Source organism: Nocardia sp. JCM 34519.1, assembly GCF_020361265.1.
Taxonomy (GTDB): Bacteria; Actinomycetota; Actinomycetes; order Mycobacteriales; family Mycobacteriaceae; genus Nocardia; species Nocardia arthritidis_A.
In genome coordinates this window covers 1-24,282 of record NZ_JAIRBR010000014.1, presented here as the reverse complement: position 1 = coordinate 24,282, position 24,282 = coordinate 1, and the positions used below count along the sequence as shown (strand labels likewise).

Annotated in this window: 26 protein-coding genes; 20 read left to right on the top strand and 6 right to left on the bottom strand. The window is 66.8% G+C overall.

What is annotated here, in order from left to right:
* Positions 1–407 precede the first annotated feature (407 nt).
* The 8 genes from infA (at position 408) to truA (ending at position 5,368) form a co-directional block, all read left to right on the top strand.
* Positions 408–629, top strand: a complete 222-nt coding sequence (infA, locus tag LGY53_RS28970; RefSeq protein ID WP_003418601.1) for a translation initiation factor IF-1 — start codon at positions 408–410, stop codon at positions 627–629.
* Positions 630–903: 274 nt separating this feature from the next.
* Positions 904–1,017 carry a 50S ribosomal protein L36 gene (rpmJ, locus tag LGY53_RS28965; RefSeq protein WP_011207363.1) on the top strand — a complete coding sequence of 38 codons (114 nt, stop codon included), beginning with the start codon at positions 904–906 and terminating at the stop codon, positions 1,015–1,017.
* Positions 1,018–1,224: 207 nt separating this feature from the next.
* Complete coding sequence (rpsM, locus tag LGY53_RS28960) at positions 1,225–1,596, top strand: 30S ribosomal protein S13 (RefSeq protein ID WP_167472183.1); 372 nt, start codon at positions 1,225–1,227, stop codon at positions 1,594–1,596.
* 10 nt (positions 1,597–1,606) lie between these two features.
* On the top strand, positions 1,607–2,020 hold the full coding sequence (gene rpsK, locus LGY53_RS28955; protein WP_167472184.1) for a 30S ribosomal protein S11: 414 nt from the start codon (positions 1,607–1,609) through the stop codon (positions 2,018–2,020).
* Between the two features lie 20 nt (positions 2,021–2,040).
* Positions 2,041–2,646 carry a 30S ribosomal protein S4 gene (gene rpsD, locus LGY53_RS28950; RefSeq protein WP_167472185.1) on the top strand — a complete coding sequence of 202 codons (606 nt, stop codon included), beginning with the start codon at positions 2,041–2,043 and terminating at the stop codon, positions 2,644–2,646.
* Between the two features lie 131 nt (positions 2,647–2,777).
* Positions 2,778–3,836: a DNA-directed RNA polymerase subunit alpha gene (locus tag LGY53_RS28945; protein ID WP_067785162.1), complete on the top strand. Its 1,059-nt coding sequence runs from the start codon at positions 2,778–2,780 to the stop codon at positions 3,834–3,836.
* Positions 3,837–3,885: 49 nt separating this feature from the next.
* On the top strand, positions 3,886–4,386 hold the full coding sequence (rplQ, locus tag LGY53_RS28940; RefSeq protein ID WP_225729865.1) for a 50S ribosomal protein L17: 501 nt from the start codon (positions 3,886–3,888) through the stop codon (positions 4,384–4,386).
* Positions 4,387–4,450: 64 nt separating this feature from the next.
* Entirely contained in the window at positions 4,451–5,368 is a 918-nt protein-coding gene (gene truA / locus LGY53_RS28935; RefSeq protein ID WP_255665234.1) for a tRNA pseudouridine(38-40) synthase TruA, read from the top strand.
* A gap of 58 nt (positions 5,369–5,426) precedes the next feature.
* Here the strand turns inward: truA and LGY53_RS28930 are convergent, their stop codons facing one another.
* On the bottom strand, positions 5,427–5,876 hold the full coding sequence (locus tag LGY53_RS28930; RefSeq protein WP_167472188.1) for an Hsp20/alpha crystallin family protein: 450 nt from the start codon (positions 5,874–5,876) through the stop codon (positions 5,427–5,429).
* A 156-nt stretch (positions 5,877–6,032) separates the two neighbouring features.
* Here LGY53_RS28930 and LGY53_RS28925 point away from each other — a divergent pair, with 156 nt between their 5' ends.
* The 5 genes from LGY53_RS28925 to LGY53_RS28905 all read left to right on the top strand — a co-directional run bounded on the left by LGY53_RS28925 (position 6,033) and on the right by LGY53_RS28905 (position 11,474).
* Positions 6,033–6,863, top strand: a complete 831-nt coding sequence (locus LGY53_RS28925; protein WP_225729863.1) for an LLM class F420-dependent oxidoreductase — start codon at positions 6,033–6,035, stop codon at positions 6,861–6,863.
* A 119-nt stretch (positions 6,864–6,982) separates the two neighbouring features.
* The gene (locus LGY53_RS28920) at positions 6,983–8,389 is read left to right on the top strand and encodes an MFS transporter (RefSeq protein WP_225729862.1); all 1,407 of its coding nucleotides are present in this window, start codon (positions 6,983–6,985) and stop codon (positions 8,387–8,389) included.
* Between the two features lie 55 nt (positions 8,390–8,444).
* Positions 8,445–9,104, top strand: a complete 660-nt coding sequence (locus LGY53_RS28915) for a response regulator transcription factor (protein WP_225729861.1) — start codon at positions 8,445–8,447, stop codon at positions 9,102–9,104.
* 46 nt (positions 9,105–9,150) lie between these two features.
* The gene (locus LGY53_RS28910; RefSeq protein ID WP_225729860.1) at positions 9,151–10,575 is read left to right on the top strand and encodes a HAMP domain-containing sensor histidine kinase; all 1,425 of its coding nucleotides are present in this window, start codon (positions 9,151–9,153) and stop codon (positions 10,573–10,575) included.
* A complete protein-coding gene (locus tag LGY53_RS28905) occupies positions 10,572–11,474 on the top strand; it encodes a TAXI family TRAP transporter solute-binding subunit (RefSeq protein ID WP_225729859.1) in 903 nt (300 codons plus the stop codon). The genes LGY53_RS28910 and LGY53_RS28905 overlap by 4 nt, the downstream gene beginning before the upstream one ends.
* 74 nt (positions 11,475–11,548) lie before the next feature.
* Here the strand turns inward: LGY53_RS28905 and LGY53_RS28900 are convergent, their stop codons facing one another.
* Positions 11,549–12,727, bottom strand: coding sequence for an FAD-dependent monooxygenase (locus LGY53_RS28900; protein ID WP_225729858.1), 1,179 nt, complete (start codon positions 12,725–12,727; stop codon positions 11,549–11,551).
* Between the two features lie 93 nt (positions 12,728–12,820).
* Here LGY53_RS28900 and LGY53_RS28895 point away from each other — a divergent pair, with 93 nt between their 5' ends.
* Positions 12,821–13,711, top strand: coding sequence for a LysR family transcriptional regulator (locus LGY53_RS28895; protein WP_225729857.1), 891 nt, complete (start codon positions 12,821–12,823; stop codon positions 13,709–13,711).
* 23 nt (positions 13,712–13,734) lie between these two features.
* On the opposite strand, the gene LGY53_RS28890 is transcribed toward LGY53_RS28895, so the two are convergent.
* Together LGY53_RS28890 and LGY53_RS28885 are read right to left on the bottom strand one after the other, a co-directional pair.
* Positions 13,735–14,736 (bottom strand): NAD(P)-dependent oxidoreductase, encoded by a 1,002-nt coding sequence (locus tag LGY53_RS28890; protein ID WP_225729856.1) that lies wholly within the window; start codon positions 14,734–14,736, stop codon positions 13,735–13,737.
* Between the two features lie 4 nt (positions 14,737–14,740).
* A complete protein-coding gene (locus LGY53_RS28885; protein ID WP_225729855.1) occupies positions 14,741–15,550 on the bottom strand; it encodes an S-methyl-5'-thioadenosine phosphorylase in 810 nt (269 codons plus the stop codon).
* A gap of 119 nt (positions 15,551–15,669) precedes the next feature.
* Between LGY53_RS28885 and LGY53_RS28880 the strand changes: the two genes are divergently transcribed.
* The gene (locus LGY53_RS28880) at positions 15,670–15,993 is read left to right on the top strand and encodes a metal-sensitive transcriptional regulator (RefSeq protein ID WP_308103008.1); all 324 of its coding nucleotides are present in this window, start codon (positions 15,670–15,672) and stop codon (positions 15,991–15,993) included.
* Here LGY53_RS28880 and LGY53_RS28875 read toward each other — a convergent pair.
* Entirely contained in the window at positions 15,988–16,992 is a 1,005-nt protein-coding gene (locus tag LGY53_RS28875; protein ID WP_225729854.1) for a GAF domain-containing protein, read from the bottom strand. The genes LGY53_RS28880 and LGY53_RS28875 overlap by 6 nt on opposite strands.
* A gap of 167 nt (positions 16,993–17,159) precedes the next feature.
* Between LGY53_RS28875 and LGY53_RS28870 the strand changes: the two genes are divergently transcribed.
* The gene (locus tag LGY53_RS28870) at positions 17,160–17,720 is read left to right on the top strand and encodes an NADPH-dependent FMN reductase (RefSeq protein WP_167472200.1); all 561 of its coding nucleotides are present in this window, start codon (positions 17,160–17,162) and stop codon (positions 17,718–17,720) included.
* 3 nt (positions 17,721–17,723) lie between these two features.
* Here LGY53_RS28870 and eccE read toward each other — a convergent pair whose 3' ends face one another.
* The gene (gene eccE, locus LGY53_RS28865; protein WP_225729853.1) at positions 17,724–19,373 is read right to left on the bottom strand and encodes a type VII secretion protein EccE; all 1,650 of its coding nucleotides are present in this window, start codon (positions 19,371–19,373) and stop codon (positions 17,724–17,726) included.
* A 112-nt stretch (positions 19,374–19,485) separates the two neighbouring features.
* Between eccE and eccB the strand changes: the two genes are divergently transcribed.
* The 4 genes from eccB to LGY53_RS28845 all read left to right on the top strand — a co-directional run bounded on the left by eccB (position 19,486) and on the right by LGY53_RS28845 (position 23,930).
* On the top strand, positions 19,486–20,970 hold the full coding sequence (gene eccB, locus LGY53_RS28860; protein ID WP_225729852.1) for a type VII secretion protein EccB: 1,485 nt from the start codon (positions 19,486–19,488) through the stop codon (positions 20,968–20,970).
* Positions 20,971–21,471: 501 nt separating this feature from the next.
* Positions 21,472–21,801 carry a hypothetical protein gene (locus LGY53_RS28855; RefSeq protein ID WP_225729851.1) on the top strand — a complete coding sequence of 110 codons (330 nt, stop codon included), beginning with the start codon at positions 21,472–21,474 and terminating at the stop codon, positions 21,799–21,801.
* A gap of 13 nt (positions 21,802–21,814) precedes the next feature.
* Positions 21,815–22,150, top strand: a complete 336-nt coding sequence (locus LGY53_RS28850) for a DUF4288 domain-containing protein (protein ID WP_167472204.1) — start codon at positions 21,815–21,817, stop codon at positions 22,148–22,150.
* Positions 22,151–22,280: 130 nt separating this feature from the next.
* On the top strand, positions 22,281–23,930 hold the full coding sequence (locus LGY53_RS28845; RefSeq protein ID WP_225729850.1) for a bis-aminopropyl spermidine synthase family protein: 1,650 nt from the start codon (positions 22,281–22,283) through the stop codon (positions 23,928–23,930).
* Positions 23,931–24,282 lie beyond the last annotated feature (352 nt).

The window sequence follows — 24,282 nt, the reverse complement described above, 5'->3', positions numbered from 1 at the left end:
CACTGGCACTCGGTTGCGCGTTCGCCATGGGCGCTGCGACGATGGTTCGCTCGCTGCGCTCGCTCACGCACTTCCCCCTGGTTCTGCTGGACCGGATTACCTGGACAGCGGCCAGTTTACGCGACACTCGTCACGATCCGTGGCCCAGCCCGTCGGCCTAACTTAGCCGACCAGCCGCTGTTTGTTGCGTCGATGGGAAATCGTCGAGGCCCGCCTCGCCGCACGTCTCAGCATCGCGCACGAGGTGTGCGTTTTTGCCGGATCCGGCGCGTCCCGGTAAGCTTGAGCAGCGGTGCATCTACGCGCCGACTGTTCGCGTGCGGCCGGAAAGGTCAACCGACTGGTTCACACCGGACAGCTACCAGCAATCTAACCAAGGTTGAGCCTAAACCGGGATCGCGGAGGACATGGCGAAGAAGGACGGGGCCATCGAGGTCGAGGGTCGAGTTGTCGAGCCGCTGCCCAATGCGATGTTCCGTATCGAGCTCGAGAACGGACACAAGGTTCTCGCGCACATCAGCGGGAAGATGCGGCAGCACTACATCCGTATCCTTCCCGAAGACCGCGTGGTCGTCGAGCTTTCGCCGTACGACCTGAGCCGCGGCAGGATCGTTTACCGCTACAAGTGATCCGATGGGGGAGGTCTGCTCGCGGAGAGCGCTCGCCTGAATCGGCTCACTTGGTGTTTTGTGGGGGTGCAACCCCCACGCCCCGCCCGGAGGGCTCCGCCCCCGGACCCCCGGGAGCGGGTTGCGTTGAGGGCGGACGGGTATCCGAGTCGCCGATGTAAGACCCCGGTGACCAGCCGTTGTCACGCGGGCGACATAATAGAGACTTCCCCAGCCGTCGGCTGGGGAAAAACTGTGTTCACACCCCTGTGAACCACAACGAGATTGGACGGACGTGAAGGTTCAGCCGAGCGTCAAGAAGATCTGCGAGAAGTGCAAGGTGATCCGCCGCCACGGCCGGGTCATGGTGATCTGCGACAACCTGCGCCACAAGCAGCGCCAGGGCTGATCCCCGCCAAGCACCGAATCGCGGTTCGGATTGGCAACAAGAAGAAGAACTCCCAGCTCCAGCCGCACGCTGTGGAAATTCGGGTCTTTTCCCAGGAAATCAGCCCGAGGCGTGCACGCAAACCACCGGTACGGAGGCCGGTGCCCCAACCAAGAAGCGGGGAACGGACAGGGAGCAGACCTCCGCAACAGTTAAGGAAGCTGCCACATGGCACGTCTCATGGGCGTCGACCTCCCGCGCGAAAAGCGCATGGAGATCGCGCTGACCTACATCTACGGCATCGGCCGTACCCGCTCCAAGGAGATCCTTGCGCAGACCGGCGTCAGCCCGGACCTGCGCTCGAAGGATCTCAGCGACGACGATCTGACGAAGCTGCGTGACTACATCGAAGCCTCGGATATGAAGGTCGAGGGTGACCTGCGCCGCGAGGTGCAGGCCGATATCCGTCGCAAGATCGAGATCGGCTGCTACCAGGGCCTGCGCCACCGCCGTGGCCTGCCCGTGCGTGGCCAGCGCACCAAGACCAATGCGCGCACCCGCAAGGGCCCGAAGCGCACCGTCGCAGGCAAGAAGAAGTAGGGGATAAAGGATGCCTCCGAAGAGTCGGGCCTCCGGCCCCAAGAAGACCCAGAAGTCGCGTCGCAGGGACAAGAAGAACGTCCCGCACGGCCACGCGCACATCAAGAGCACGTTCAACAACACGATCGTGTCGATCACCGACCCGGCGGGCAACGTCATCTCCTGGGCGTCGTCGGGCCACGTCGGCTTCAAGGGTTCGCGCAAGTCGACCCCGTTCGCCGCGCAGCTCGCTGCCGAGAACTGCGCCCGCAAGGCGCAGGAGCACGGCGTCAAGAAGGTCGACGTATTCGTCAAGGGCCCGGGTTCGGGCCGCGAGACCGCGATCCGTTCGCTGCAGGCCGCAGGCCTCGAGGTGGGCACGATCTCCGATGTCACCCCGCAGCCGCACAACGGCTGCCGTCCGCCCAAGCGGCGTCGCGTCTAGCGGGAAAGGAATAGCGAAAAATGGCTCGTTATACAGGCCCTATCACCCGCAAGTCGCGTCGTCTGCGCGTCGACCTCGTCGGCGGCGACCAGGCGTTCGAGCGTCGCCCCTACCCGCCGGGCCAGCACGGCCGGGCGCGGATCAAGGAGAGCGAGTACCTGCTCCAGCTGCAGGAGAAGCAGAAGGCTCGCTTCGCCTACGGCGTCATGGAGAAGCAGTTCAGCCGGTACTACAAGGAGGCCAACCGCCTCAAGGGTAAGACCGGTGACAACCTGCTCCGTCTGCTCGAGTGCCGCCTCGACAACGTCGTGTACCGCGCCGGTCTGGCCCGTACCCGCCGTCAGGCCCGCCAGCTGGTCAGCCACGGTCACTTCCTGGTGAACAACAAGAAGGTGGACGTTCCCAGCTTCCAGGTGAGCCAGTACGACATCATCGATGTCAAGGAGAAGTCGCTCGGCACGCTGCCGTTCCAGGTTGCCCGCGAGACCGTCGGCGACCGGCCGGTTCCCGGCTGGCTGCAGGTGATCCCGGGTCGTCTGCGGATCCTGGTGCACCAGCTTCCGGAGCGCGCCCAGATCGATGTGCCGCTGCAGGAACAGCTGATCGTCGAGTACTACTCGAAGTAATCAGCCGCTGCCGCTGTCCCACCGTCGCTGTCGATCAGCCCCGGCTCCGGCCGGGGCCCCGATCGGGATGACGAGGGAATCCCCAAGACGTGGCGTCAAATAGTGGGCGCCCCAAAAGGAGGAAGATCCTAATGCTGATTTCACAGCGTCCGACGCTGACCGAAGAGGTCGTCGCCGAGAACCGCTCGAAGTTCACCATCGAACCGCTCGAGCCGGGCTTCGGTTACACCCTCGGCAACTCGCTGCGGCGTACCCTGCTGTCCTCGATCCCGGGGGCCGCGGTCACGAGCATCCGCATCGACGGCGTCCTGCACGAGTTCACCACCGTCCCGGGCGTGAAGGAGGATGTCACCGACATCATCCTGAACCTCAAGGGTCTGGTCGTGTCCTCGGAGGAGGACGAGCCGGTGACGATGTACGTGCGCAAGCAGGGCCCCGGCACCGTCACCGCCGGTGACATCGTGCCGCCCGCGGGCGTTGTCGTGCACAACCCGGATATGCATATCGCCACCCTGAACGACAAGGGCAAGCTGGAGATCGAGCTCGTGGTCGAGCGCGGTCGCGGTTACGTCCCGGCGGTGCAGAACAAGGCGTCCGGCGCGGAAATCGGCCGCATCCCGGTGGATTCGATCTACTCGCCGGTGCTCAAGGTGACCTACAAGGTCGAGGCCACCCGTGTCGAGCAGCGCACCGACTTCGACCGGCTCATCCTGGACGTGGAGACCAAGAACTCCATCAGCGCGCGGGACGCGCTCGCCTCGGCGGGCAAGACCCTGGTCGAGCTGTTCGGCCTGGCCCGTGAGCTGAACGTCGAGGCCGAAGGCATCGAGATCGGCCCCTCGCCGGCCGAGGCGGACCACATCGCCTCGTTCGGTCTGCCGATCGAGGATCTGGACCTCACCGTCCGGTCCTACAACTGCCTCAAGCGCGAGGGTGTGCACACGGTGGGCGAGCTCGTCGCCCGCACCGAGTCGGATCTGCTGGACATCCGCAACTTCGGCCAGAAGTCCATCGACGAGGTCAAGGTCAAGCTGCACGCGCTCGGCCTCTCGCTGAAGGACAGCCCGGCGTCGTTCGATCCGTCCAGCGTGGTGGGTTACGACGCGAGCACCGGAACGTGGAGCGACAGCGGCACGTTCAGTGACACCGATGGCGGCGAGCAGGACTACGCCGAGACCGAACAGCTCTAGGCCGACGGGGTAGGCACCCCGGCCCGGCCTCTCATAAGGAGAACCAACAATGCCCAAGCCCAAGAAGGGTGCCCGCTTCGGCGGGTCGGCGTCGCACCAGAAGGCGATCTTCGCCAATCTGGCCACGGCGCTCTTCGAGCACGGCCGGATCACCACGACCGAGGCCAAGGCCAAGGCCGTGCGCCCCTACGCCGAGAAACTGATCACCAAGGCGAAGGGCGGCACCCTGGCCGACCGTCGCGAGGTGCTGAAGGTCATCCGCAACAAGGACGTGGTGCACGCCCTGTTCGCGGAGATCGGCCCGTCGTTCGAGGGGCGCGAGGGTGGCTACACCCGCATCACCAAGACGCTGCCGCGTAAGGGTGACAACGCGCCGATGGCGGTCATCGAGCTGGTCCGGGAGAAGACCGTGACCAACGAGGCCGACCGCGCCCGTCGCGTTGCCGCGTCGCAGAAGGCCGAGGCTCCGGCCGCCGAGGCGAAGACCGAAGAGGTCGTCGCCGAGGCGCCCGCCGCCGAAGAGGCCGCTGAGGACAAGAAAGACGCCTGACGCTCGCGTTCTGAACGAGCCCGCCGCACCCACTGGGGGCGGCGGGCTCATTCATATCCGAAGTATGGGAGTGGTTGATACCGTGCAGAATTCAGCGGATCAGTCGAATGCCGCCGGGCACCCGACTGAGGAATCGGCTGTGTCGCAAGGGGTTTCCGCGCCGGTGCGGGTGCGCCTCGATATCTCCTATGACGGAACGGATTTCATCGGCTGGGCGCGTCAGCCGGGGTTGCGCACGGTGCAGGGCGTGCTGGAGGAATCGCTGACCAAGGTCTATCGCGAGCCGATCCAGCTCACGGTCGCGGGCCGCACCGATGCCGGTGTGCACGCGGAAGGCCAAGTGGCGCACTTCGATACGTCCGCCGAATTCGACGCGGGCAAACTCGTGCATCGCATGGCGCGCTTCCTGCCGAAGGATGTGCGGATCAAGGACGCACGGATCGTGCCGCCCGAATTCGATGCCAGGTTCTCGGCGATTCGCCGCCACTACGCCTACCGGTTGACCACCGCCCCGTACGGCGCCGAGCCGCTGCGGGCCCGCAGCGTGGTGGCCTGCCGCCCCGGCGTCGATCTCGCCGCGATGTCGGAGGCGTCGCGAAAACTGTTGGGCCTGCACAACTTTGCCGCTTTCTGCCGCCGCCGTGATGGCGCGACGACGGTCCGCGAACTGCAGCGCTTCGATTGGGTGCGCGACGGTGAACTGCTCACCGCGTACGTGAGCGCCGACGCCTTCTGCTGGTCCATGGTGCGCAGTCTGGTCGGCGCGGTGCTCGCGGTGGGCGAGGGCAGGCGTTCGCCCGACTGGGTCGCCACGCTGCTCGCGGAAACCGAGCGCTCCAGCGCGGTCACCGTCGCGCCCGCACACGGGTTGAGCCTGATCGCGGTGGACTATCCGGCGGATTCGGATTTGGCCGCGCGCAATGCGCAGACCCGCGAGATGCGCACGGTCCCCGGCGACGCCGAAGGCTGCTGCGGCGACTGATAGGGAACTCCCGCGCCACGACGGGAGGGGCACTACGCGGCGCGGGAGTCGTTCGGCGTCAGTTCTTGGACGAGGTGCCGGCCTCGATAGTGCGCGGCTGGCTGGATCCCTGGATCTCGATGCGCCGCGGCTTGGCCTTCTCGGCGATCGGGATGGTCACGGACAGGACGCCGTTGTTGTAGGTGGCGCTGATCTTCTCGGAGTCGACATTGTCGCCGAGGCTGAGTTGGCGCATGTACGTGCCCGCGAACCGCTCGGAGGCGATCCACTGCACGTTTTCCTCGCTGGGCGCGCTGCGCTGCGCCCGCAGGGTCAGGGTGCCGTTGTCGACGCTCACGTCCACCGAGCCGGGGTCGACGCCGGGCAGATCGGCGTTCAAGACGTAATGGTCACCAGCCTTGAACAGATCCATCGGCATGAATCGCGGCGCACGCGCGGAACCCGCGGTCTCGCCGAGGAGTTGGCGAGCGACAGTATCGATGTCATGGAACGGATCGAAGCGGAGCACAGCGAATCACCTCCAATTCGCTAGTGGTAGCGCCTGCCACGGCGACAGGCGCCCGAAGCTGTGCGGTACCTAGGTTAGCACTCTCAAGGGTAGAGTGCTAATACCTGCCGGGAAATTTCTCGGAATAGGCACGGCCGCAGCCGGGTTCGTCCAGGCATGGCATTCGACAATCTCGGACGGTTCGGCGTGTGGCGGCACTATTCCGGGTTCACCCCGGAGCAGGCGCGGGAGCTGGAGACGCTCGGTTTCGGTACGCTCTGGCTCGGCAATTCGCCGCCCGACGAGCTTCCGGTGGTCGAATCCCTCTTGGACGCAACGGAATCCATTGCGGTCGCCACCAGCATCGTGAATATCTGGGCCACCGACCCCAAGCGGATCGCCGAATCCTTCCACCGGATCGAGGCGCGGTTTCCGGGCCGCTTCCTGCTCGGTATCGGCGCGGGGCATCCCGAGATCAACTCCGCCTTCCAGAAGCCGTACGACGCGCTCGTCGAATATCTCGACGCGCTCGACGCCGCGGGCGTTCCCAAGGAGCGGCGGGCCCTCGCCGCGCTCGGTCCGAAGGTGCTGAAGTTGGCCGCCGAGCGGTCGGCCGGTGCGCTGCCGTATCTGGTGCCGACGGCGCACACCGCGAGCGCGCGCGAAATTCTCGGTCCCGAGGCGCTGCTGGCCACCGAGCACAAGGTCGTCGTCGATACCGATCTGGTGCGGGCCAGGCAGACGGCGCGGCCGCGCGTCGGAATGTATCTGGACCTGCGGAACTACACCGCGAACCTGCGCCGCTTCGGCTCCACCGACGAGGATCTGGCCAAGCCGGGCAGCGATCGGCTCGTCGACGCCGTCGTCGCGTCCGGTGCTGCGGAGGCGGTCGTCGAGAAGTTGACCGAACACCTGCGCGCAGGCGCGAATCATGTCGCCCTGCAGATTCTGAATCCGGACGAATCGGGCGTGCTGAAAGCCCTGGCTCCGCTGCTGAAAGCGGTCTAGCCAGCGGTTTCGATCGTCCTAAGGGAACGTTAGAAAACCCGGCGCGAACTTCCGCCGAGGCTGTGAGGGCAGCCACACTCGTTCACTGACGCACCGCTGCGTTAGATGGAGGAGGTTCAGTGACTACGACACAGCCCACGGGCGAGCGCCGGGTCGTCGCGAATGTTTTGCGCGGTTCCATCGGCAATCTCGTCGAATGGTACGACTGGTACGTCTATGCCGCGTTCAGCGTCTATTTCGCGAAAGCGTTCTTCCCCAAGGGCAATGCGACCGCTGAGCTGATGTCCACCGCGGCGGTGTTCGCGGTGGGCTTCCTGATGCGGCCGATCGGCGGCTGGCTGTTGGGCCGCTACGCGGACCGGTTCGGCCGTCGCTCGGCGCTGACGCTGTCGGTGACGGTGATGGCGGCGGGCTCGCTGCTGATCGCGGTGACGCCCGGCTATCAGACCATCGGGCTGCTCGCGCCCGCGGTGCTGCTGATCGCCCGTCTGCTGCAAGGGCTTTCGGTCGGCGGCGAATACGCAACCAGCGCAACGTATTTGTCCGAGGTGGCATCGACGGGTAAGCGCGGGTTCTACTCCAGCTTCCAGTACGTGACGCTGGTGGCTGGTCAGCTGGTCGCGCTCGGTGTGCAGATCGTGTTGCAGCAGTTCATCACCGACGCGCAGATGACCAACTGGGGTTGGCGCATCCCGTTCCTCATCGGCGCGGCGGGCGCGCTCATCGTCATGTGGCTGCGGCGGCATATGGATGAGTCCGAGCAGTTCAAGGCCGAGGTCGAATCCATGCCGCTGATCGGCAACACCAACGATGTGGCTTCCGCGATCGGCGTCGAGCTGTCAAAGCCGAAGGCGCAGCGCGGTTCCCTGCGCATGCTGCTGGATTATCCGAAGGAGTGCCTGCTCGTCGTCGGTTTGACGCTCGGCGGCACCGTGGCCTTCTACACGTACACGACGTACATGCAGAAGTTCATGATCAACACCTCGCACATCCCCAAGGGCACCGCGGCGTGGATCAATTTCGTCGCGCTGCTTGTGTTCGTGGTGTTGCAGCCGCTGGCCGGCGCGCTCTCCGACCGGATCGGCCGGCGCAAGCTGCTCATCTTCTTCGGTGTCGGCGGCACGCTGCTGACCGTGCCGATCATGTCGGTGCTCGCGCACACCAGGAATACGGTGGCGGCATGGGCCCTGATGATGCTGGCGCTGATCATCATCTCCGGCTACACCTCGATCAACGCGATCGTGAAGGCCGAGCTGTTCCCGACCAAGATCCGCGCGCTCGGCGTCGGCCTGCCCTACGCGCTGACCGTCGCCATCTTCGGTGGCACCGCGGAGTACATCGCGCTGTGGCTGAAGGATCACAAGCACGAGTCGGTGTACTTCTGGTACGTCGCCGCCTGCATCCTGGTCTCGCTGGTCACCTACCTCTTCATGCGGGAGACCTCGGACGAATCGCCCATCGACGCCGAGAGCGCCTCGGGAACCATCGCATCCGAGCCGAATCGTGAGTTCACACCCACTCACTGAGACCGCGCCCGATCCGGCCGTGCGCGCCGAGCCTTCGCTGTGCGAGGATCGGCGCGTGCGGCTTGCGGTGGTCGAAGATGACGACGGTGTTGGCGATGCCCTGGTAGAGGCGCTGAACGCCCGTGGTTATCAGGCCGAGCGCAAGCGCCGCGGCGCCGACCTGCTCACCGCGCACCGCGGTTATGATGCGGTGATCCTGGATCTGGGTCTGCCGGACGGCGACGGGCTGCAGGTGCTGCGTCAGCTGCGCGAGGTCAGCTCGGTGCCGGTGCTGATCCTCACCGCGCGCAGCGATGAGCGGTCCATCGTGCGCGGACTGCGCGGCGGGGCCGACGACTATCTGGTGAAGCCGCCGCGCATCGCCGAGCTGATGGCCCGGCTGGAGACCGTGATGCGGCGCGCGGCGGTCGCGGCGCAGCCCGCGCGATCCGAGGTGATCACCGGGGATGTGCGGGTCGACCTCGCGGCCCGGGTCGTCGAGGTGGGCGGTGAGCCGATCGCCTTGACCCAGAAGGAATTCGAATTGGTCGAGGCGCTGGTCGAACGGCCGGGCGCCGCGGTGAGCAGGCAGCAGTTGATGGATCGAATCTGGGGGGATGCGTTCGTCGCGGTCTCGCGGACCTTGGATGTGCACATGACTGGCCTGCGCGCGAAGCTGCGCAGGCCGGGATTGATCACCACCATTCGCGGTTACGGATATCGGTGGGGGCAGTGACGACCGAGCTATCCAGGGGGACGGTCCAGCGGCGCGAGGCAGCGGGATGCGGCGACGCCTGCTCATAGCCTTGACGGTGTTCGCGGCCATCGCGGTGCTCGCCTTCGCGGTACCGCTGTCGTTGACCGTCGCCACCAGCCGGACGCAGGAACTGGTGCTCGGCCGCTCCGGTGACGCCGACCGTTTCGCCACCCTCGCCGATGCGGGCGAGGCGGCGGGCGATGTGCGCATGCTCAGCGATGAGGTCGGCAGGTATCACGACCTCTACGGTGAGAACGTGCTGATCGTCGACGCCACGGGCGAGGTGAGCGTGAACGCGGGCGCCGATATCGACGATCCCGACGTCGCGGCCGCGGTGGCCGCCGCCCGGCGTAACCAGCGCCCGCAGGCCGCCGACCGGCTCACCCCGTGGAGCAGGCCCACCATGCTGATCGCCCGGCCGGTCGGCACCGGTCTGCAGGTCAACGGCGCGGTGGTGATCCAGGCGTCCACCGCGCGGGCCCGCGCCGATATCGCCGAGGATTGGGCGGTGATCGCGCTCGGCGCCGCCGCCGCGATGGCCTTCTTCACATTGCTGGCGCTCACCCTGAGCCGCTGGGTGTTGCGGCCGCTTGCGGCGCTTTCGCACGCGGTCGCGGAATTGACCGCGACGCTGCCGAAGCCGCGTCCGGACGCGCCCGCGCCGGTCTCCATCGCGCGCAGGCACGGCGGTCCGCCGGAGATGCGCAAGGTGGCCGAATCCTTCGACGTGATGGCGCTTGCCGTCGCCGATTCGGTGGACGCGCAGCGGCAACTGGTCGCCGATACCGCGCACGCCATGCGAAACCCATTGGCCGCCTTGACTATTCGACTCGATTCGCTGGAGTGCGATATTCCGGAGCGCGCGCGTGCCACCTTCCGCGGCGCCAGCGCCGAGGTGGACCGGCTCACCGCGCTGCTGGACGGGCTGCTGAACCTCGCCGTCGCGGAGACGCCCGCCGCATTCGACGCGGCGCACAACGGCACCGAGGCCGATAACCATTGCGACGCGGTGCAAGTCGTCGCCGACCGGATCGATGCCTGGCATTCCGCGTACGAGAGCGCCGGGCAGGAGCTGACCTCGGCCACCGTGATGGCGCACGCGGATGTCGCGGTCTCCGCCGACGTGCTCGCGCAGATTCTCGATGTGCCGCTGAGCAATTCGAGCCGCTACGCCGGACCGGGCGCCCGCGTCGTGGTCACCGTCGTCACCGATCTGGTGTGGGTGACGATCATGGTGCGCGACAACGGGTCCGGCGTACCCGACGGTGAGATCGACAAGTTGACAACCCGTTTCTTCCGTGGCTCCACCGCGCCCGCGGGCGGTTCCGGGCTCGGCCTGCCCATCGCCGCGGCCCTCACCCAGGCCCGCGGCGGCACCTTGACGGTGGAAGCCGCGCAGCCGCAGGGACTTTCGGTGATCATCCGGCTACCGGCGGTGGTACCGGAATGAACCGGCGGCGATTTCTCGCGGCGGCGGGACTCGCCGCGCTCGGGCTGGCCGGATGCGGGCCCGACGGGGGAGCGGGGCGAGTGCGGCTGGCCTCGGGGGAGGTCGGCGGCTTCTACGAGGCGTTCGCCAGGAAGATGGCCGCGGCCGGCGACGGCACCATCCACATCGATGTGGTGACCACCGCCGGATCGCAGGACAATCTGACGATGCTCGCCGGCGGCCGGGTGGATGCCGCACTGACACTTGCCGATTCGGTCGGCCGCTCCGATGAGCAGGTGCTCGCGCTCGGCCGCGTATACGAGAACTACCTGCAGATGGCGGTGCGCAAGGACAGCCCGATCCACGCCGTCGCCGATCTGCGCGGCCTGCGGTTGAACTGGGGCGCCGAGGGCTCCGGCGCCGCGCTCACCGGAACCAGGATCCTGCGCGCCGCGGGCCTCGACCCGGACAGCGATGTGGAGATAACCCACCGCCCGCTGCGCGATTCGGTGTCGAGCGTGCTGAGCGGCGACGCCGACGCGCTGCTGTGGGCGGGCGGCGTACCGACGACGCTGCTGGAGGTGCCTGCCCACCTGCGCCTCATCGATCTCGGCGACCTGGCCGCGCCGATGCGGGAACTCTTCGGACCGGTGTACGACCGCGTCGACATCCCCGCGACCGCGTACCCGGGCGCGCCCGCCGTGCGCACGATAGGCGTGACGAACCTGCTGCTCGCCTCGGCGGCGATGGCCGACAGCACGGCCGCCGCTCTGGTGGAACTGCTTGTGTACAAAGCGGATTCGCTGGTTCCGGCGGAGGCCGCGGGCACCCAGTTCCTGGACGGGCGCTCGCTGATCAACACGGGGACCATTCCGCTGCACCCCGGCGCGGCCTCGGTCTACCGGCGCTGGCACGGCTGATCCTCGCGCACGGCATTCGGCCTCGCGCGCCATCGCGAGAAGCCGAATGCCATGCGGGAACAGGTCTTCCGGGCTCAGGGCCTGGACGCGGTGGCAATGGTTTTCTGATAGTCATCGATGACTCGGACCGCGTCGGCGCCCGTTCGCTCCTGTAGGTCGTACTGCCGGTTGGCGAGGACGACCGTGGAAGTCGGTTCGCGGCGGCGGTTTTCGTAGCGGATCAGGGCATCGGCCGGATCGTCGCCGACGGCGAGTTCGTCGGCGAGCGCACCCGCGTCGAGGATGGCCTGGGTGCCGCCGAGTGCGCCCACCGGATACATCGGATGTGCGGCGTCACCGAGCAGCGTCACGCGGCCGCGCCCCCACCAGGGCAGCGGGTCGCGGTCGACCATCGGGTATTCCAGAATGTCGGTGCTCGCCGCGACGAGTCCCGGCACATCCAGCCAGCCAAGGGCGAAATCGGCGACGTGGGGCAGCGCGTCGTCGGCGCTACCGGCGCGGTTGAAGCCGGCGTCGTTGTCCAGCCAGCCCGGTTCGGAAACCGATACCAGCGCAACCCAATTCACCAGAGAACGGCCAGGTGCGGTACGGCTCGAGATCGGATAGGCCACCAGACGGGTCGGGCCACCATTGACGATCACCATGGATTGCCCGGTCAGGAACGAATCGGCTTCCGCCATGCCGCGCCACATCCGCAGACCCGACCAGTGCAGCCGCATCCGGTCCGGATGCAGCCGGGCGCGCACCGCCGAATGCAGTCCGTCCGCACCGATCAGCAGGTCTGCCGTCTCGGTTACGTGGCCGCCGCTGTTCCGGTCGAGGGTGGTTATCCGCACCGATCGCCCATCCTGACGCAGATCCGTCAGCTGGGTACCCGTCCGCACGGCGTCGGCGCCGAGGCGTTCGCGCACCGCGTCGAGCAGCAGCAGCTGTAGTTCGCCGCGGTGGATCGAATATTGCGGCGCCGCATGCCCCGCCGCGCGGCCGCGGGATTCGGTCAGGATCCGGTTGCCGTGCCGGTCGCAGTAGATGTACTCGGCCGTCGCCACGCCGGTCGCGGCCAACTGATCGCCGAGGCCGAGTTCGGTCAGCACGGCCACCGCCTCCGATTGCACGTTGATGCCGACGCCGAGCGGCGCGATGGTGCGCGCGCTTTCGATGACGGTGGCCTGGATTCCCTTGGCGTGCAGGCTGAGTGCCGCGGTCAAACCGCCGATTCCGGCACCGGCGATGACGATGTTCTGCTCTCCCATGATTCTCACTCCATCTGTCGCTTGTTCTCAGCCTGCGCCTCGCGCTTCCAGCAGTCCAACAGCTGATTGTGATCGGAACTAGCATTGCTGGATATGGAGTTACGCCGATTGGAATACTTCGTCGCCGTGGTGGAGGAGGCGAACTTCACCAGAGCCGCGGACCGGATGCACGTCGCCCAATCGGGTCTGAGCGCCCAAATCCGCAAGCTGGAGGGCGATCTCGGAGCCGTGCTGCTGGACCGGTCCGCGCGCGCCGTCGTCCCGACCGAGGCGGGCCGGGCCGTGCTGCCGTACGCGCGGGCGGCGCTGCAGGCTTATTCCGATGCGCGGCAAGCGGTCGCGGAGCTGACCGGGCTGGTGCGCGGTCATCTGCGGCTCGGGGTGACCGCATCGGTATCGGCATTCGACCTGCCCCAACTGCTCGCCGACTTCCACCGCGCGCATCCGGGGGTGGAGATCACGCTCTCCGAGAACGGTCCCGAGCTGGCGCTGGAGCTATTGCGTTCAGGCAGACTCGATCTCACACTCGTCGGGCTGGGTCCGGCGCTGCCAGACGGCGTCGTCGTCGAGATCGTCGCCGACGAGCCGGTGGTCGCGGTGGTGGCGGCGACCGAGCCGGAGGGCGCGGCCACGCTGGCGGCGCTGGCCGAACGCGATCTGATCTGCCTGCCGCCCGGCGGCGGCCTGCGCGCCGAATTCGATTCCGCCTGTGCGCGTGCCGGTTTCGCGCCTCGGGTGGTGTTCGAGGCGGGTGACCCGCATATGCTGGCCCGGCTGGCCGGGTGCGGTCTCGGCGTGGCGATCCTGCCGCTGTCCGTGGCGCGGCGGCATCCGGACGTTCGCGCTACGCCGATCGAAGGGCTGAGCCTGCGTGCGCGCATCGGCCTGGCGCACCGCGGTGAGCCGACGGTGAGTCCTGCGGCCAGAGCGTTTCTGCGTCATATTCGGAATGCGTTGCAGAGCGCGTACTCCGGCGATGCCTAGCGGGGTCCAGCCGGAACGCGATCTCACTCCGAGTCGGAAACCCTCGACGCCGCACCGTATTCGGTGAAAATCTCGACCGGACCCGCGCTCGGTGCGAAACCCAGTGCCCGCTTCGCCTTTTCGATCGAGGCAACGATATGCCGAACATCGGCGAGCTGGTATCGCCCGGTCACCACCGGTGTCGGCCCGCCCCGCGCCTTGGCCATGATCGATGCGACCTCCCACAGCGTGATCGGTTGCCCTGAGCCGATATTCAGCGGGACGAAGCCGGGTAAGCGCCGGTCCACCGCGGCGACCAGTGCCTTGACGGCGTCACGGAGATGGACGAAGTCGCGCACCTGTCCACCGTCCTCCTGCACCTGCGGTGGACGTCCGGCGTCGAGTTCGTCGCGGTATCGGGCTGCCCAGCCGCCGCGGGCGCCGGGCCCGTAGATGGCGTGGAAACGCAGCGCCGTCACTCCGCCTCCGGTCGCCAAACCCCAAGCGAACGAATAGTTTTCCTGCGCGGCCTTACTGGATCCGTACCAGCCGCGCGGCCGCTGCGGTGCGTCCTCGGTGACCGGTTCCCAGGTGAGTATTTCGCCGGTGCGTGGTGCGCGATTATCGTAGAGCCCGCGGTCGAGATCGGCGCGGCGGCGCAGTCCTGGAAAGTACGTCGCGCCGCCGCGGTCCCGGTAGCGCCCTTCGCCGTAGACGACGATGGACGATGCGAGGACCAGATGCCGGACCCGCGCCCGCTCCATCGCGCCGAGTAGGACGGCGGTGCCGAGGTCGTTGTGCGCCGCGAATCCGGCCGGGCCGGTGGCATCGGTTATCGCGGCCAGGTGGCAGACCACGTCGATGCCGCGCAGCAGCGGCTCCAGCGCCGCGGCATCACGCACATCTACTCGCGAAATACCTTCCGGCGGTTCGGTATTCGTCCCAGCGAGCAGGTCGGCGGCGACGACCTCGTGCCCGGCGGCGGCCAGCGCCGGGCGCACCGCCGAACCGAGGAATCCGGCGGCCCCGGTCACCAGCACGCGCATCAGCTCAGGGTAGTTCGAACGGCAGCGACACTCCGGTGTGGACACGGCAGCGATCGCAGGTGTCGGTGCCGGTGACCCCCGATACCGCGCGGCGGATCAATTCCTTGAACGGCACCATATTCTTCTTGAATTCGGCGAAGACGTCGAGTGCGTGCACACCGTCGCCCTCCTCCAGGCCCGCATCCAGGTCGGTGATCAAAGCTACTGCGGCATAGCACATTTCGAGTTCACGAGCGAGTACCGCCTCCGGATGGCCGGTCATGTTCACCAGTTCCCAGCCCTGCCCGGCGAACCAGCGGCTCTCGGCGCGGGTAGAAAAGCGCGGGCCCTGCACGACCACCATGGTGCCCTGGGTCTTCATGGGCAGCGCATCGGTGGCGGATTTGATTGCGGCGGTGCGCAATTCATCGCAGTAGGGGTCGGCGAAGGAGACGTGGACGCCGCCGCCGTCGAAGTAGCTCTGCGGGCGGCCCGAGGTGCGGTCGACCAGTTGGTCGGGCACCGCGACCGTGCCGGGACCCCAGTCGGCGCGCAGGCTGCCGACCGCGCACGGCGCGAAGATCCGGCGCACGCCCAGCGAGCGCAACGCCCACATATTGGCCCGGTACGGCAGCGTATGCGGGGCGAATTCGTGCTGTTTGCCGTGCCGCGGCAGGAAGGCGACGGGACGGCCTGCCACCTCCCCGGCCGCGATCGGCGCGCTCGGCGCGCCGTAGGGGGTGTCGACCTCGACCTCGGTCGCGTCGTTGTCGAAGAAATCGTAGAAACCGCTGCCGCCGATGACGGCGAGGGCGGGCCGGGAAAGCGAACTCATGGGCAGATTCTCCCGTCTCGCTCCCCACACCCGCGCAACGGGTGCCCGTGACCTGACAATTCGCCAGTCCCCCTGTACCCTATGGGGGTATAAATCGGCAGGCAGCGAGGAGATCGTCGGTGACAACACCCACTCAGGACCACGGCACACACGACCACTCCACGCACGGTTACATCACCGCCAAGGACGACTACCTCAAGCGGCTGCGCCGGATCGAGGGCCAGGCCCGCGGACTGCAGCGGATGGTCGAGGAGGAGAAGTACTGCATCGATATCCTGACGCAGGTCTCCGCCATGACCAAGGCGCTGCAGGCGGTCGCGATGGGGCTGCTCGAGGACCACATCAGCCACTGTGTCGTCGACGCGGCCGTCGCCGGTGGCCCCGAGGCCGAAGCCAAGATCAAGGAGGCCACCGACGCCATCGCCAGGCTGGTGCGTTCATAGGGGGCGATCCCCGGGCGAAGAACTCCTGATCTCCATTTGCACCAGCGCGAATTCGGGGATTTCCGCATCCGGGGTGCCGCCGGGCAGCGGGGTGATCTCCAGATCCGCCGTTATCCAGGAACCGTTTTCGGCGGCCAGCCGGATATCGGCGAGCGTCACGAGCTGGGCTCCGGACCGAATCTCGTCGCGCGCGGCCAGAATTCGGGCGCGATCGGCCGGATGCGGAATGGTGCGCTCGTCGGCGCCGGACCAGCGCAGTCCGGGCACCGGTTCGCTGACCCAGCGAATCAGCCGCACCTGGGCGGTATCGACGATGGCGAGGTACAGGTTCGGCTGCCGTTCCCGCAACATGTCCAGTGTGCCCGCCTCGAATGACTTCGATTGTGGCGCAACGCTTTCGGTCACATCGGCGGCGACGCCCAACCATTGCGTCCTGGTGGCGTCCGTACCGCCGTTGCGCGCGGCGAGCAGAATCGAGCGCGGACCGGCCTGCGACCGCACGGTCGCGACGCCGAGCCAGCGCGAATCGGGGCTGGAGCGGGCCAGCGTCGCGGTGAATTCCAGTGCGCCGTCGAACCTTTCGATCGTCTCGTAGGACTGTGCGCCCAGCCAGCTGATCGGCTCGGTAGCGAAATGCGGCCCGAGCCCGGGCAGGGTGTCCACCCGGCGGGTGCGTGCGTCGATGGTGAACGGCGCCGCACCCACCTGCGCGGGCGGCTCACCGTCGCCCAACCACAACTTGACCGCGTGCACCCGGGTATCCCGGCCGAGCACCGGCACCGCGAGCAGCCGCCGTCCCGACCAGGCGTGCCGCGACTGCGGCAGCTGCTGATCGATCGGCGCACCGGATCCGTACACCGCGCCGATCACCGGCTGCAGCCGGGACGGAACCGCCCGTTGAATGGACTTCCAGGCCCGCGGCGCCGTCCCCGCGGCGATCATCGACCAGGTGTCGGCGCGACCGAGCGTCTCGATCAACAGCCAACTCCCGGTGAGCATCGCCGACCCTCCCTCCCTCGAAGTCAACCCCCACAACACTATGGGCATCAGACCGATAGCCAGTGAATATGGTGCACGATCGGCCCCGCGAAGCCGCGCAAGGGGCGCACTCGGCGTCCCCGTGCGCGAGTTCCGCCGCTGCTGCCCGGGTCGATTAAGCTCGCGCCGTGGATACTCCGCTGCGGCTAGAGGTGATCGTGGCCAGCGTCCGGCCCGAGCGTTTCGCTCCGGTCGTCGCCGAATGGTTCCTGCGCACGGTGCGGCAGCGGCCCGAATTCGATACGGGCGTCATCGATCTGATCGATACGCCGCTGCCCACCGACCTCACCGAAACACCCGAGGTCGCGGACTATCGCGCGCGGTTGGCCGCCGCCGACGCCTTCGTGGCGATCACCTCCGAGTACAACCACGGATATCCGGCGGCATTGAAGACCGCGTTCGACACCGCGAAACACGAATGGCGGGCCAAGCCGATCGGATTCGTGGCGTACGGCGGGCTCTCCGGTGGTCTGCGCGCCGTCGAACAGCTGCGTCAGGTGGTCGCCGAAATACATATGGTTTCGATCCGCGAGACCGTCAGCTTCCATCAGGCCAAGCGGCAATTCGACGCTCGCGGCGAGACCTCGGACGGCGCCGCGATCGATGCGTCGGCCCGCATGCTGCGTCAATTGGCTTGGTGGGCGCGTACTTTGCGCGAGGCCCGGGTGAAAGATCCGTACCCGGGCTGACATTCAGTTGGGGCTGCCCGCCAGTTGCCTGCGCCCGCGCGGCTGGCCGATATAGGTGGCCTCGCGCGGAATGGATACCAGGGTCAGATCCACTTGCGCTGTGCCCGTTCGCAATACGACATGGTTGCCGATCGCGCCCGGCTGATGGATCGACAGATCCGGCCGGGTCGCGGGCCAGCCCATCGGATCACCGGTGACGTAGATGGTGGTGACACCGGCGTGCGGCGCGGGCGCGAGCACACCGTCCACCACGGTGGCCGTGAATCCCGCATCGGACTGGTGGGTTTCGACCGCGATTGTCAGCCGCTCCGGATTGCCGATGGTGGTGACCAGATTCTCCCAGGCATGCGCCCGGTCGGTGCGGATGAGGATGCGCTCGCCGACCGCGAGCGCGCGGAACACCAGCTGCTGCGCCAGATACAGCTCGCCCGCCACGTACACGGTGGAGATGCCGGTGCCGACGATGCGCACCGCGACGCCGTTGCCCTCGTCGTCCGAGCCGATCAGCTGGCCGCAGCCGGAGGACGGCAGGTGCAGCGCGCCGACCACCTCGATCGGGTATTCGATGGTCGGCACGGTGCCGTCCAGATCGGGGACCGCGATCGGCAGGTGGGCCAGCAGCCCGTCGCGGTGGCGTCCGTTCATCGACACCATGCCCTTGAGCTTGCCGCGTTCCGGCAGCTCCCGTGCGGTGAGCCGCCAGGCCGCGCCGATGCACACCGTCTCCGCGGAACTGCCCGGCCGCAGCCGGACCGCGACCGAGGTGCCGCGCGACGGCGCAACCCACAGCTGCGCAAGCAGATCCGAGCCGAGTCGCTTGGGATCGACGGCGCTGCCGATATTGACGCTGTTGCCGATCTCGGCATAGCGCCAGCGATGCGTGAGCGCCCGCGGATCGTAGCCGCCGGTGATCTGCAGGACCGCCTTGCGAATTTCCGGCGCGGTGAGCACGCGGGCATAGCAGTCGGCGTCCTCCAGCGCGCGCACGATCCGCTGCGTCGCGATGGTCACCGCGCGCGACGCGCCCTCGTCGCCGCCGCCGCGCCGGGCCGCGGCCTCCGGACAGACCAGCGCATCGAAGCTGATGGCCAGCCACACCGTGCGATGCGCGGTGGCGGGCAGCGGGCCGAGCAGCGATTCGTAGATCGGTCCGGCCGGGGTGCCGGAGCGGCTGCGGTGGCCGTGGCTGATGATATCGATGCCGCTGAGCAGAATGTCGTGCTGGTTCAGGCATTTCGCCAGTTCCGGCAGCGGAAGCAGGTGTGAGGCGTGCACGGTTGTCCGGCCGATCCTGGTGAGCCCGCCCCTCGGCGCGAGCACCTCGACGACGGTCACCACCCGGCTGCCGTCCCAGTACAACCCGAGCGAACGGCCGTCGGAACCGCGGAAGTCGACGGTGTCGCCGAGCTCGTAATCGCCCCTTGTCAGATAGCGCCACGCGGTGCCGATCCAATCGAGCACGGTGCGCTTGGCGATGGGGATCAGCGGCAGCAGCGCCGCGACGATTCCGATGGCGAGCGCGGGCAGCGGGCCGAGCCCCCCGATCAATGCGCCCGCACCGGCCACGAGCCCGATCACCTGCGCCACCAGCAGATTCGGCAGCGAGATGCGCCCGAGCAGCGGTCGAGGTCCCGCCCCGACAGGTTCGGCCATCGTTGTCCCCCAAGTACCCGGGCCCGACCGTTTCCTGGCGGTCGAGCTGAACAAGAGTCCTCGGGAACTGTACTGTGTTCGGCGAACGCGAGCACTGTTCGGGGGAGGAATAATGCCTTCAAAACCCACCACCCGGTGGCAGGTGAGCGGCTACCGATTCCTGGTGCGCCGCATGGAACACGCCCTGGTCCGCCGGGACGTGCGAATGCTGCACGATCCGATGCGCTCCCAGTCGCGTGCCTATGCGGCGGGATTGATCATGGCGTTCGTCGTACTCGCCGGATGCGGTGTGCTCGCACTGCTGCGGCCGCAGGACAAGATCGGCAGCCACTCGATCCTGATCGGCAAGGATTCGGGCACGGCATACGCGGTGATCGACGGCGTGGTGCATCCCGCGCTCAACCTGTCATCGGCCAAGCTCGCCGCGAACAAGTCGGAGAGCCCGGTCACCGTCAAGGAGTCGGAGCTCGGCAGCAAACCCCTCGGCTCGCTCATCGGCATTCCCGGCGCACCCGGTTCGATCCACTTCGACAAGGACGGCAAGGGGCAGACGTGGACGGTCTGCGACGCCCCGAAGGGTGACACCGGAACCGACCGCGTGGTGACGGTGATCGTCGGCGGGATCGAGCTCGGGGACAAGGCGTCGAATCTGCCGAAGGACAAGGCGCTGCTGGTGCAGGGCAAGGATTCGGTCTACCTGATCTACAACAACCGGCGCGCCCGCGTGAATATGAAGGATCCCGCCGTCACCTACGCGCTCAACCTCGCGAACGCGACCCCGCGCCCGATCAGCGAAGGGCTGCTGAACGCGATTCCGGAATACCCCGCGATCGAGCCGCCCGCGATAACCGATCCCGGTGGTGTTCCGTCATACACCATCAACGGCCACCGCATCGGTGACGTCGTCCAGGTCACCACCAGCGTCGGCACCACGGAGAATTACGCGGTATTGCGCGATGGGTTGCAAAAGGTTTCGCCGTTCACCGCGGAACTCATTCGCGCCGCCAACCCGCCCTCGTCCACCAACTCGATGATCGACTCGAGCACGCTCGCCAGAATCAGTCAATTGCAAACGCTGAAGGTGGACACCTACCCGGAGGTCGCACCGCAGCTGATCAGTGCCAGGGAAGCCCCGGACAGCTGCATCTCGTGGAAGCCCAAAACGGCCGTCGCCAAGGACTCCTCCGGCGATCGCGCCGAATTGACGGTGATCACCGGCGTGAACCTGCCGCTGGCCGATAACGCGAAACCGCTCACGCTGGCGCAGTCCAACAATAAGGGCTTGCTCGCCGACCAGTTCTACATGAAACCGGGCACCGGCGCGTACGTGCAGACCACCGGGATCGAGCCGGACAGCCGTCGCAAGGACAGCATTTTCTACATCGCCGACACCGGCGTCCGCTTCGGCATCAAGAACAACGATTCGGCGAAAGCCCTGGGCCTGGAAGACGTTCAACCCGAGCCCGCCCCCTATCCGATCGTCGGCCTGATCGCCATCGGCCCGACCCTCGGCCGCGAGGAGGCCTTGGTCGCCCACGACGGCGTCGCCCCCGACCCGAACCCCGGCAAAACCCTGGTCGCCGACCCGAAGAAGTAACGCTTGTCTTCGGAGCTGCCCCGGGTCGGCTTTGCCTTTCCGGCACTGCCGTAATCCGGTTCGAGATAAACGCGATTCGATGGAACCGCCGACGGTGTCGGCGCGTCAATGTATGTGACGGAACAGCTTTCGGATCCGATCAGCTCCCGCTGACTCGATGCGTCGGCTGAGCCGTTGCAAGACACCAGGTTTCGAGCTTCGGGGGAATGATGCGCGGGCGGCTGCCACCGAGGTTGGGGAGCGGGCACTCCCCAACCCCGGAACCACACGAAGGTGCGGTTGCCGGCAGATCACGACTCAGGACGAACGATTCCATGAAACACATCCGCAGGCCGATCGCTGCGCTGGCAATGGTACCCGCATCGGCCATCGCCGCAGCGGTGCTCGTATAGCAGCGACGTCGGCACCTGCGGCATAGATCCGGGGCTCGGAGCGGGCACTCCTGATTCCCGGTGAACACTGTGGTTCCGCGGTGTTCGATACACCCGATGAAGGAAATCCATGAAACACATCCGCAAGTCCATTGTCGCCACACTGATCGTATTCGCGTCCGGTGCGATCGCGTTCGCAACTCCGCAGGTCGCCGCCGCGGTCCCGGCCGCGGATACCGTCGGTGCGGTGCAACTGGCCGAGTACGGCGGCAATTGCACAGCCGGTGACAATCTGGGCGACAAGGCCGACTCGTTCATTTCTCGTTGCCGAAAGGGTTCGATCAGAAGGGAATTCCCGAGTCAGCTGCTACAGGCGACGCTGGGCGAAATCAAGAAGGGCAACAGCGCCGACTACAAGAAGGCATGGAAACTGCTCAACGACAATCGATTCAAGAAGTGACCAGGAGGAAGCAATGGTGAGTCGGAGTCCGTACATCGCGGTCGTCGTCTATGAGTCGACATCGGATTCGCCCGGCTACGAGCCGATGTACCAGGAGGACTTCGTCTTGCTGTACGCCGGTTCGGAGGACGAGGCGCGCAAGCTGGCGCACGAGGCCGCGGTAGCGCAGGAGACGACCTACGAGAACGAGCGTGGCGAGTTGATCAAGGTCTCGCTCAAGCATGTTGTCGATGTGAACCAGTCGCTTACCGACGATCTGTCGAAGGGGGGCGATCTGTACTCGCGGCATTTCCGGGATTACGAATCCTATCGCCGGATCGAATCGCTACTGGGGGATGCTGAGCTCTGAACGTCGTCGCGACGGCAGCCCAACCTTGCGCTGCCGGTTCGTCGATGTGCGATGGACGAACCGGCAGCGGGGTTGGAGCGCTGCGGTCCCGCCTGGCGTCGGGTAGGGGTGCGGCGACTATCGTGGCTGGGTGAGCGACTTGGACCATTCCGAACCCAAAGTGCCGATCGAGCAGGTCGGAGCGGTTGTCGCGGCGGCCGGGGTCGGTGGGCGGCCGCTCAGAGAGGTCGTCCGTGCGTTGGCGGAGGGGGAGCACACGCTTGCTGAACTGGTTCGATCGCTCGGAGTGCCACGGCGCAGCGTCGAGGAGATTCTGTCGGCGCTGGGGGAAGACCTGTCGCAGACGGGCGAGAGCTTCCGGCTGAATGTGAGCCGGGCCGACGACTATGCGGTGCGATTCGATCTCGCACAGCTCGACCGGACGGCGCAGGCGGATCCGCTCGCGGCGCGACTGGCCGCGCACGCGGAGACGGTTCGGCTCATCGAGGAGCTGATCGAGCGGGCGCCCGCCGCCCGCCAAGACATCGACCACGTGTCCGCCACCGCCGAAACCGTTGTGCGACGGGCGCTTTGGCTGGAATCGACCTTCGACACCCGCGGCGCGCATGTGCTCTTCGTCGGCGATCACGACCTCACCTCCATCGCCACCGCGCTGATCTGTCGCGACGCGCAGATCACCGTGGTCGACCTGGATGAGCGGATCCTGGAATTCATCGCTGGCGAGGCGGGCCGGCTCGGTGTCGCCGCCCGCTGCTTGTTCGGCGATTTCCGACTCGGATTCCCAACTGCGGCAACTGGATTCGCCGACCTAGTGGTGACCGATCCGCCATATACCCCCGAAGGTGTGAAGCTGTTCCTCGCCCGCGGGCTGGAAGGTCTTGGTGACAAAGAGAATTCACGCCTCTTGCTGGCGTACGGATTCAGCGCGCGACAACCCGCACTGGGACTCAAGGTGCAGAACGCGATTCGCGAACTGCACCTGACCGTCGAGGCGATGCTGCCCAAATTCAACCGATACCTGGGCGCACAGGCCGTCGGCAGCGCCGCCGACTGGTATGCGCTGCGGCCGACATCCAAGAGTTGGCGCACACTGGATTCCGCCGCGGCCGCGAACATCTACACCCACGGCCCCCAATCCCTCGAAGGCGCATCGGGCCTACCCGATGACATCGCGAAATACCTACTGGCCCAATCGGATCAGCCAGTCCTGGTAGGCGACGGCTGGTCGACGACGCATACCGCCGAACACCCGAAACTCACCCTCGCCACCCTCCTCGCAAAGGGCATCCCGCAAGTCCACGGCCGCCGCGGCCCCATCGACATCGTCGCGGACCTCTCCAAAGATCCAGGCGCCTGGCTACTCCGCGTCCTGCTCGCGGCTAACTGCCGAAACATCGTCGCGGTAGTCCCCGACACCCACCCCGACCTGCGCGGCCAAGCCCTGAAATCATTGATATCAACCAAATTCCGGCTCCGCGTCGAACACGCCACCCCACGCCCCGGCTTCGCGATCGTCCACGCCGAATCCACCACCCCCACCACCCCCGCCGACGCAACGGTCTCCGACCTCCTCCACCGCGCCCACGGCAAAATCGGCAACGCCTGGCGCGAAGCCCTCATCCGCCACGCACCCACCGACCTGACCAAACGCCAAGCCAAAGACCTCATCCAAGCCACCACCCCAGCCCCCCTACTCACCCCACCCCTGATCGAACTCCCACGCCACGACATCGCCAGAGTATTGGCCGACGTGCGCACCTCAGCCCAAGCCGCCCACTGAGCTGAGATCACCAAAACGGCTACCCCGCAAGCAAATTGGATGTACACGAATCGGAGCGTTCAGCCGTACCAGATCGGCATCCACCAGCCGATCGTTCAGGATCGGGGTCCTTGCCAGGCGAATTGAGTAGACCAGGTAATCCCTGCCGTCCGGTCCACCAACGTCAATTCGAAGTCCTGGGAAGAGATATCGGCGCCGAGCGGGACAGGGTATTGAAATACAGCTCGCACCTGGGTCGCTGACGTATTGACAGAAGGCGACATTTGTATCGACCCTGTCAACGGCAGCTGAACCCTGGACACTTTCCGGCAAATGAATCGTGACCCCTTTCCGGTGGGTTGGTTGGTTTCAG